General features: G+C 60.0%; 9 protein-coding genes. 4 read left to right on the forward strand and 5 right to left on the reverse strand.

All coding sequences use genetic code 11. The features are described from left to right. Window position 1: 1 nt before the first annotated feature. Genes prpC through HSS18214_RS0105835 form a run of 3 tightly spaced genes read right to left on the reverse strand, consistent with a single transcriptional unit; the run spans window position 2 to window position 2,840 of the window. Window positions 2-1,129: a bifunctional 2-methylcitrate synthase/citrate synthase gene (gene prpC, locus HSS18214_RS0105825; RefSeq protein ID WP_016914363.1), complete on the reverse strand. Its 1,128-nt coding sequence runs from the start codon at window positions 1,127-1,129 to the stop codon at window positions 2-4. Between the two features lie 57 nt (window positions 1,130-1,186). Beyond that, window positions 1,187-2,089 (reverse strand): methylisocitrate lyase, encoded by a 903-nt coding sequence (gene prpB, locus HSS18214_RS0105830; RefSeq protein WP_016914364.1) that lies wholly within the window; start codon window positions 2,087-2,089, stop codon window positions 1,187-1,189. 4 nt (window positions 2,090-2,093) lie between these two features. Further along, the gene (locus tag HSS18214_RS0105835) at window positions 2,094-2,840 is read right to left on the reverse strand and encodes a GntR family transcriptional regulator (protein WP_016914365.1); all 747 of its coding nucleotides are present in this window, start codon (window positions 2,838-2,840) and stop codon (window positions 2,094-2,096) included. 252 nt (window positions 2,841-3,092) lie between these two features. Here HSS18214_RS0105835 and pabB point away from each other — a divergent pair, with 252 nt between their 5' ends. Both pabB and HSS18214_RS0105845 read left to right on the forward strand, forming a co-directional pair. Continuing rightward, the gene (pabB, locus tag HSS18214_RS0105840; protein WP_016914366.1) at window positions 3,093-4,451 is read left to right on the forward strand and encodes an aminodeoxychorismate synthase component I; all 1,359 of its coding nucleotides are present in this window, start codon (window positions 3,093-3,095) and stop codon (window positions 4,449-4,451) included. A 133-nt stretch (window positions 4,452-4,584) separates the two neighbouring features. Next, window positions 4,585-5,205 (forward strand): phosphoadenosine phosphosulfate reductase domain-containing protein, encoded by a 621-nt coding sequence (locus HSS18214_RS0105845; protein ID WP_016914367.1) that lies wholly within the window; start codon window positions 4,585-4,587, stop codon window positions 5,203-5,205. A gap of 115 nt (window positions 5,206-5,320) precedes the next feature. Here the strand turns inward: HSS18214_RS0105845 and cysB are convergent, their stop codons facing one another. After that, window positions 5,321-6,295: an HTH-type transcriptional regulator CysB gene (cysB, locus tag HSS18214_RS0105850; RefSeq protein WP_016914368.1), complete on the reverse strand. Its 975-nt coding sequence runs from the start codon at window positions 6,293-6,295 to the stop codon at window positions 5,321-5,323. A gap of 335 nt (window positions 6,296-6,630) precedes the next feature. On the opposite strand from cysB, the gene trxA reads away from it, so the two are divergent. Next, on the forward strand, window positions 6,631-6,954 hold the full coding sequence (gene trxA / locus HSS18214_RS0105855; protein ID WP_016914369.1) for a thioredoxin: 324 nt from the start codon (window positions 6,631-6,633) through the stop codon (window positions 6,952-6,954). A 54-nt stretch (window positions 6,955-7,008) separates the two neighbouring features. Here trxA and HSS18214_RS0105860 read toward each other — a convergent pair whose 3' ends face one another. Further along, window positions 7,009-8,127, reverse strand: coding sequence for an AI-2E family transporter (locus HSS18214_RS0105860; protein ID WP_016914370.1), 1,119 nt, complete (start codon window positions 8,125-8,127; stop codon window positions 7,009-7,011). Between the two features lie 196 nt (window positions 8,128-8,323). On the opposite strand from HSS18214_RS0105860, the gene HSS18214_RS0105865 reads away from it, so the two are divergent. Then, on the forward strand, window positions 8,324-8,826 hold a 503-nt coding region (locus HSS18214_RS0105865), incomplete at its 3' end, for an SIMPL domain-containing protein (RefSeq protein WP_016914371.1).

Raw genomic sequence — 8,826 nt, forward strand, 5'->3', positions numbered from 1 at the left:
CCTAGTCACGGGCTTCAATGGGCACCCATTCGCTCTTCTCCGGGCCGATGTAGTCGGCGCTGGGGCGAATAATGCGGTTATTGGCACGCTGCTCGAATACGTGGGCGGCCCAGCCGGTCAGCCGCGACATGACGAAGATGGGCGTGAACAGTTTGGTCGGAATATCCATGAAGTGGTATGCGCTGGCGTGGAAGAAATCGGCATTGCAGAACAGTTTCTTCTCCCGCCACATGACCTCTTCGCAACGTACCGATACCGGGTAGAGCACGGTGTCGCCGACGTCGTCCGCCAGCTTCTTCGACCACTCCTTGATGATCGCATTGCGCGGGTCGGACTCACGGTAGATGGCATGACCAAAGCCCATGATCTTCTCTTTGCGCTCCAGCATGCCGAGCATCTCTCGCTCGGCTTCTTCGGGCGAGCGCCAGTGCTCGATCATCGCCATGGCCGCCTCGTTGGCGCCACCGTGCAGCGGACCGCGCAGGGAGCCAATCGCCCCGGTGACACAGGAGTGCATATCCGACAGCGTCGAGGCACACACCCGTGCGGTGAACGTGGAGGCATTGAATTCGTGCTCGGCATAGAGAATCAGCGAGACGTTCATGACCCGAGCATGCAGCTCGGAAGCGGGCTCACCACGCAGCATGTGCAGAAAGTGACCGCCCACCGAGTCATCGTCGGTCTGGGTGTCGATGCGCACGCCGTCGTGGCTGAAGCGGTACCAGTAGCAGATGATCGACGGCAGCACCGCCAGCAGCCGATCCGCCACGTCCTGTTGCTGATCGAAGCTCTCTTCGGTTTCCAGATTGCCCAGCATGGAGGCACCGGTACGCATCACATCCATGGGATGGGCGTCCTTCGGAATCTGCTCGAGCACCGTCTTCAGGGCCTCGGGCAGCCCACGCAGACCTTTCAGCTTGGTGATGTAGTGATCGAGCTCCGCCTGATTGGGCAGCTTGCCCTTGAGCAGCAGGTACGCTACTTCTTCGAACCTGGCTTTCTCAGCCAGCTCCTTGATGTCGAAGCCGCGATAGGTCAAGCCGGAACCGGTTTTACCCACGGTACACAGCGCCGTCGAGCCGGCACTCTGCCCACGTAATCCTGCACCTGCTAGCGGTTTATCAGCCATGGTAGTCTCCTGACGTACTCAGTATTGTCACTGTTATTAGATGTGTTGCCTGCGCACTCAAGCGTCTTTTTGTTCGGCGAACAGCGCATCGAGCTTCTGTTCGAAATCGTGGTAATTCAAGAAATCGTACAGCTCATCGCGGGTCTGCATGGTGTCGACCACCTCGCGCTGATGGCCATGCTCCAGAATGCTCTGGTAAACCTTCAGGGCCGCCGCGTTCATGGCGCGGAAAGCCGACAGCGGATAGAGCACCATCCGGCAGCCGACGCCCCCCAGCTCCTGCTGGCTGAACAGCGGCGTGGCGCCAAACTCGGTGATATTGGCCAGAATCGGCGCATTGACGCGCTGGCAGAAGGCGCGATAGTCGTCGAGGGTATGCACGGCCTCGGCGAAGATGGCGTCGGCTCCTGCTTCCACACAGGCGTTGGCGCGCTCGATGGCGGCATCGAGCCCCTCCTTCTGGAAGGCATCGGTGCGTGCAATGAGGTAGAAATCCGGATCCAGCTTGGCATCGGCCGCAGCCTTGATGCGGTCCACCATCTCCTGCTGGGAAACGATCGCCTTGTTGGGGCGATGACCGCAGCGCTTCTGAGCGACCTGATCTTCCAGATGCACTGCGGCGACTCCGGCGCGCTGCATCTCTTTCACGGTGCGCGCAATGTTGAACGCGCCGCCCCAGCCGGTATCGATATCCACCAGCAGCGGAAGCTCCGTGGCAGCACAGATACGATGTGCATCCTCGACCACGTCGTTCATGGTCGTCATGCCCAGATCCGGCAGGCCGAAGGAGGCATTGGCCACGCCGCCGCCGGAGAGATAAATGGCCTGGTGCCCCACGCGCTGGGCCATCATGGCCGTATAGGCATTGATGGTACCCAGGATGGGCAGCGGGCGTTGGGCTTCCAGCGCGGCACGAAAGCGCCCACCAGGGCTCAGGCGAGAAGTGGATGAAGCGGTCATGACATCAGCTCCTGTCTTCGGTTGTTGTTTGTTGTTCAAGAATGGCGGCGTAGCGGTCTGCTACGTTCGCCCGTGACGCGCTGACATGGCGACGCATCAATAGCTCGGCCAGCTCGGCATCGCCGGCCTCGATGGCATCGACAATCCGGTGGTGCTCCACGAACGCCCGCTGAGGGCGGGCACCACTGGCGCTGAACTGCGTGCGGTAGAGGCGCACCAGGTAGTAGAGGTCATCACACAGCAGGTTCATCAACATTTTGTTGTGACTGCCCTGAACGATGCGATAATGGAAATCGAGATCGCCTTCGCGCTGGTAATAGGCTTCCCCGCGCTTGAGGTCGCCCTGGCTTTCGTGCAGCGCCAGAACGTCTCGCAGCCCCTGGATTTCCTGGGCAGACATGTGCTCAGCCGCCAGCCGCGCCGCCATGCTTTCCAGCGCCTCGCGCACGTCGAAAAGCTCCAGCAGCTCTTTCATGGAAAGCTTGACGACCCGGGCGCCCACATGGGGCACGCGCTCGATCAATCGGTGGGCCTCGAGACGCCGCATGGCCTCGCGCAGCGGCCCCCTAGAGATACCGTAGGTCTTCGAAAGCCCAGGCTCAGTGATTTTGCTGCCAGGCGCCAGTTCCCCACGGACAATGGCGCTTTGCAACTGGTGAAACACACGCTCGGCCAGTGTGCGTACTTCTGGCGAGACGACGTCGCTGGCGTCGCCGTCCGGTAGTGGTGAAGTGGAAGCAAGTAAGGTCATGGTTAATTGTCGACAATTAAGGGATGATGAAACTTTAGCCCTCCCCCTTTCTGACGTCAACCTCGGAAAATAAGCGTTTTTATTCATCTTTCGTTGCACACCTGACGAGACCTCCTGCGCAAATGTCTACAATCTCTGTTGCGGGCCCCTCTCACCGCCCGCTTACGTGAGAACGCCGTCGATAAACGCGGCTGGTGTCCTTGGCGCGAGCACCCTAAAATATGCCGCCCTTTCCGGACTGGCGTTTGCTTCATGACAACGGCGTTGACGATCTCCGCTCTGCCCTACTTCTCCGACCCGCTGGCCACCTTTGCCCGATTACGGCAACGGCCCGGGGCGGTGCTGCTGGACAGCGGCCGACCCGTGGCCACCAACGGCCGGTATGACATTCTCAGCAGCGACCCACTGGCCACGCTGGAAATCTTCGCAAACCGCCAGGCACAGCTCAGCTCCACCACGTTGACGCTGCCAGCTCATCTCGACGATGACAGCACGGCGCAACAGCAGTGGCTGCTGGAACAGCTGCCCGTGCCCACCCTCGACAGCGACCTGCCCTTTCTGGGCGGCTTGATCGGCTACTGGAGCTACGACCTGGGCCGCCAAGACTGTTCGGTGTCCAGCCAGCACCCGCCCGCCACCCAACTGCCGCTGGCCCGCCTGGGCCTGTATGACTGGTGCATCACCTTTGACCACGCCACCCAGCAAGCCTGGCTGGTGGCCAGCGATGCGCGCCGTCAAGAGGTGCTGGCCTGGCTGGAACAAGCCCCGCCAGCAGGCGAGCCTTTCACGCTGACACAGCCGTTCAAGGCCCAGCTCAACCAGGCCGAATATACCGAGCGCTTCGAGGCCGTACAGCGCTATATCCGCGCCGGTGACTGCTACCAGATCAATCTTGCACAGCGCTTCTCCGCCCGCTACGAAGGGGATGAGTGGCAGGCCTATCTGCAGCTGCGACGTGCCACACCGACGCCTTTCTCGGGGTATATGGCCTGGCAGGGCCAGGCGGTGCTGTCGCTGTCGCCCGAGCGCTTCATTCAGTGCCGGGATGGCCGCGTCGAAACCCGCCCCATCAAGGGCACCAGGCCCCGCGGCGAAACGCCCGCAAACGATCAGGCGCTAGCCAAGGAGCTACTCGACAGCACCAAGGACCGGGCCGAGAATGTGATGATCGTCGACCTGCTGCGCAACGACCTCGGGCGAGTCTGCACCCCCGGCTCGATACGCGTGCCGCAACTTTGCCAACTGGAAAGCTACCCCAACGTGCACCATCTGGTTAGCGTCGTTCAGGGAGAGTTGGCGCCCGCACATTCACCGCTTTCACTGCTCACGGCGGCCTTCCCCGGCGGCTCGATCACCGGCGCGCCCAAGATACGCGCCATGCAGATCATCGATGAGCTGGAACCCTGCCAGCGTAGCGCCTATTGCGGAAGCCTGGGCTATATCGACATCCGTGGCAGCATGGACACCTCGATAGCCATTCGCACCATGGTGGCCGATCACGGCAGCCTGCATGTATGGGGCGGCGGCGGACTGGTCGCCGACTCTCAGGCAGACGAGGAGTACACGGAAACCCTCGACAAGATCCGCCATCTGATTGGCGCTCTGGAATGAACCAGCACTTTGGAATAACAAAGAATCACTGTTACATCAGAAAGGAATATAAAACCCAAACCAAACGGTATTGGGGCACCACACAAGGCTTTGGTAGCCTAAAGGCATCGCACGCTTTTCAACAGGAGGCAGCATGTCCTCAGCTCTCGAAGCCATTCATCAAGAGTACGCCAACGACCCGCAAGGGTTAATCGAGTGGGCGTTCCGTCAGGGCGAGCGCCCTATTTGCACCACCAACTTTCGCCCTTTCGAGGCCGTGATCCTGCACATGGTGACGCAGGTTCGCCCGGACATTCCTATCGTCTGGATGGACAGCGGTTACAATACCGAGGCTACCTACCGGTTTGCCGACGACGTGATTCGACGACTCGACCTCAACCTGGTGAGTTTTTTACCCCAGCGCACCCGCGCCCACCGGGAGGCCCTGGACGGCCCCATGCCGGGCATCGACGACCCGCGCCATGCGGCGTTCACTCAGGAAGTAAAGATCGAGCCGTTCGAGCGCGCCCTGGCCACCATGCGGCCCGACATCTGGTTCACTGCCCTGCGCGCCGAAGACACGCCCGAGCGAGCCAGGATGCAGTCCGTTAGCCGCAACAGCGACGGCCTGCTGAAAGTGGCGCCGCTACTGAAGTGGACCGCCAAGGACATGTACGAATACCTGCAGGCCCATGACCTGCCCAACAACTTCGACTACTTCGACCCCACCAAGGTGGAAGAGAAACGCGAATGTGGGCTGCACCTGCAGCATTGATATTGATATAGCCACCTGACGAGTTCACCGCCCTGTTCACCACAACATAAAGCGGTGAACGGGGCGGTGAGTAGGTGGGTGAGTTGGTTTATCAACCCTGAATCACTGGCCTCGCTCAATATTCGGGGAGTTCGACACCTTCGAACAGCGCGTGCTCATGGCGAGGCCCCGCCGTGAGCGCTTCGTCCACTCGGTCGCGAGTCAGGTGGGGAGCAAACCGCGCGAGGAAGTCATACATGTAGCCGCGCATGAATGTGCCACGACGAATGCCGATCTTGGTGGTGGAGCTGGCAAACAAGTGGCTGGCGTCCAGCGCCACCAGATCGTCATCCTGGGCAGGGTCCACCGCCATATGAGCCACGATGCCCACTCCCATGCCCAGGCGCACATAGGTCTTGATGACGTCGGCATCAGCGGCCGTCAACACGACGTTGGGGGTTAACCCCCTGGCCTTGAAGGCATCGTCCAGCTGCGAACGCCCAGTGAAACCGAAGACGTAAGTCACCAACGGATACTCTGCCAGGGCGTCAAGGGTCAGCGGCCCTTCCAGAGAAGCGAGTGGGTGCTCCTTAGGCACCAGCACGCAGCGGTTCCAGCGGTAGCAAGGCAGCAGTACAAGGTCGGTAAACAGCTCCAACGACTCGGTGGCAATGGCAAAATCCGCCTGCCCTTCACTGACCATCTGGGCAATTTGCTTGGGAGTGCCCTGCTGCATGTGTAGCGCCACGTCAGGATACTTTAGCGTGAACTCGCTAATGATCGGCGGTAGCGCATAGCGGGCCTGGGTGTGGGTGGTCGCGATGGCCAGGCTGCCACGACGCTCGTCGCTGTGCTCCTGGGCGACCTGCTTGATGTTTTCGGCAAGCTTGAGCACTTGCCCGGCCAGCTCGATGATCGATTGGCCCGCAGGGGTGACGCGCGTGAGGTGCTTGCCGCTGCGGGCAAAAATCTCAACGCCCAGTTCGTCTTCCAGCAGGCGAATCTGCTTGGAAATACCCGGTTGAGAGGTAAACAGACTCTGGGCAGTTGCTGACACATTCAGGTTATGTCGATTGACTTCCCAGATATAGCGAAGTTGCTGTAGCTTCATATCCTCACCTAATGTTCAATGCCGGAAACGCCGCAAAACGTCCCGCGCCGCCACCACTGCGTGCCCGCCCGATGCCCGGAGCATGACGCTCAACGAGCATAATTGTGAATAAAAAAACGATCTATAATTCCCATATAGTATAAAAAATCATCGCTATCAGCATCCATTAATTTTTTCTATTTCAGCGCAAAACGCATCTGGAATTTGCCAGCATCCGCCGTGACCGCTAACATCTGGCAACTTGGCGCGGTGAAAGAGCGCTGGTAAATCGCGTAATGACCGTTGCTCCATTTGAGGCAACGTAACTGCAAGAGCAACGCAAACGGGAGAAGCAAATGGCTAACAATGTTGATGTCACCAACGCCAATTTTGAGCAAGAAGTCCTCAACGCCGAACAGCCTGTCCTGCTCAAATTCTGGGCCCCCTGGTGCGGCCCATGTAAAGTCATGGCACCTGTGGTGGATGAAGTCGCTGCCGAGCGCGGAGACAACCTGAAAGTCGTCAGCGTCAATGTGGACGACGCACCGGAAATTGCCGCTGAGCAGGGTGTACGTGGCGTGCCCACGGTCATGCTGTTCAAGTCAGGCACCAAGGTCGCCTCACTGGTCGGCGCGCAGTCCAAGTCGCAACTGACTCAGTTCATCGACCAGAACGCCTAAGCGCTCACAATCACCGCTGGCCTTGCCAGCGGTGGCTGCCCCGCCCTACGCCTCCTACCCTTGCGACTCTTGCTTGTCACGCTTCAGCGGTGGCCGCCGTGCATCGCCAGGCTGGGCATCCGAACGGCGCTGCTTTCCAGGCCCCAATAGGTGTGCCATCCAACGGGTTTGTGGATGACTGTCCAGCGCAATCTTGAGCGTCATGGTCAGCACCACCGAGAGCAACATACCCGCCGCGCCGAAAATCCAGCCCCACACCACCAGAGAAAGAAACGCCACAAAGGTGGATAGCCCCAACGCCTGCCCCATGACCCGGGGCTCGACCAGATTGCCCAAAATGAAATTGATGGCCAGGTAAGCCGACGCCAGCATGAACGCCTGCAGCACGCCGCCATCCTGAGACACCAGCAGCAGCAAGACAGGAGGAATGGCCGCCAGGGCAGAGCCAATGTTGGGAATGAAGTTGAGGGCAAAGGCCAACACCCCCCAGAGCAGCGGAAAATCGACCCCTACCATCAGGCAGGAAAGCCACACCAGAACACCGGTGGCCAGACTGATGACCGTTTTCACGGCCAGATAGCGCTTCAGGGTCAAGCTGAACTCGCTGAAACGCTTCAGGCTGGGCGCAGGGTTTTCCAGGGCGCGCGAGACCTTGTCACGAAAGTGCAGCGTCTCGAACAGCATGAAGATCACCAGCAGCGCCACGATGGTGCCCTGCATGAACAGCGAGCCCAGCTCGCCCAGCAGCATGGCAACCCATGAGCCATCATCGTCCATGGCAAACACCGAGCTCAGCTGCTCCGGGTCGATCGCCATGCCATGGGACGCCAGCGTATTGAGCAAATTCCAGTAATGCTCGTACAAGCGCGCCTCGATATCCGGCAGCGCTTCCACGAAAGTGCCAAAGCTGTTGACCACCAGCAGGCCAATCAAGGAAATGAAGCCCAGCAACACCAGCAGCGTCAGCATGGCTGCCGTACGCCGACTCAGCCCCCAGTCATGCAGCCACTGCACCGGCGACGTGCACACCACCGCAATGAACACCGCCAACAGTAAAGGCACCAGCAGGTCGGCACCTACCTTCATCCCGGCAATGATGACCACCAGCGCGGCCAGCGCCAGGGTAGCGTTAAGTGGAATACTGCGATAATCCTCATCTGACAACTTCGACATAGCCTGATCCTTAGCATGTTATCCGTACATAATGGCTGCTGGCGTGACAATGCACAAACCGTGCACCTATTAAGAAAGACGCCCTCACGACTCATTAGCCTGTGAACTTTCCGTGTATCTCTGCTTCAAAGCTGCGGGTCATCACCCAACATTCGGTCTCATAACACATTGGCTCTCTCAGCAAGGAAGTGACTCCATGCAAACCCAGCTCAACTCCGTCAATCGGCTGCGCCACCCTATCAAACGCCTTCGCTATGGCGTGTTGGGGGGCGCCCTTCTCGCACTATTGGTCGCCCCCATCAGCCAGGCGGCACCGCCTCCCCCAAGCGTCTTCGTGCAAGCGCAGTCGTGGGTAGAAGTCGAACCCGACAAGGCGACGCTCAGCGCGCGGCTATGGGAAAACACCCCTGCCGTGTCTGCCCTGGAAGACACCCAAAGCGATGAGCTGAGCGACGCCCGGCAGCGGCTGGAGCAGCGCGCCAGTGAGCTGATTGCGGCCATCGAGGAAGCGGGCATCGAACAGCGCGCCATCACGGCGGGCTCGCTCAACGTCTACCCCGAGTACGTGGCAGGTCCGCGTAGTGACGACGGCGAGCAGGAGAACCTGATGCGTACGCGTCTGGAACGCCCGTTCAGCGTCGAACTGGCTGACATCGAACAGCTGGGAGATGTGCTGGATGCGTTGATCGGCGCGGGGGT

This window comes from Vreelandella stevensii S18214, from assembly GCF_000275725.1.
Classification (GTDB): Bacteria; Pseudomonadota; Gammaproteobacteria; order Pseudomonadales; family Halomonadaceae; genus Vreelandella; species Vreelandella stevensii.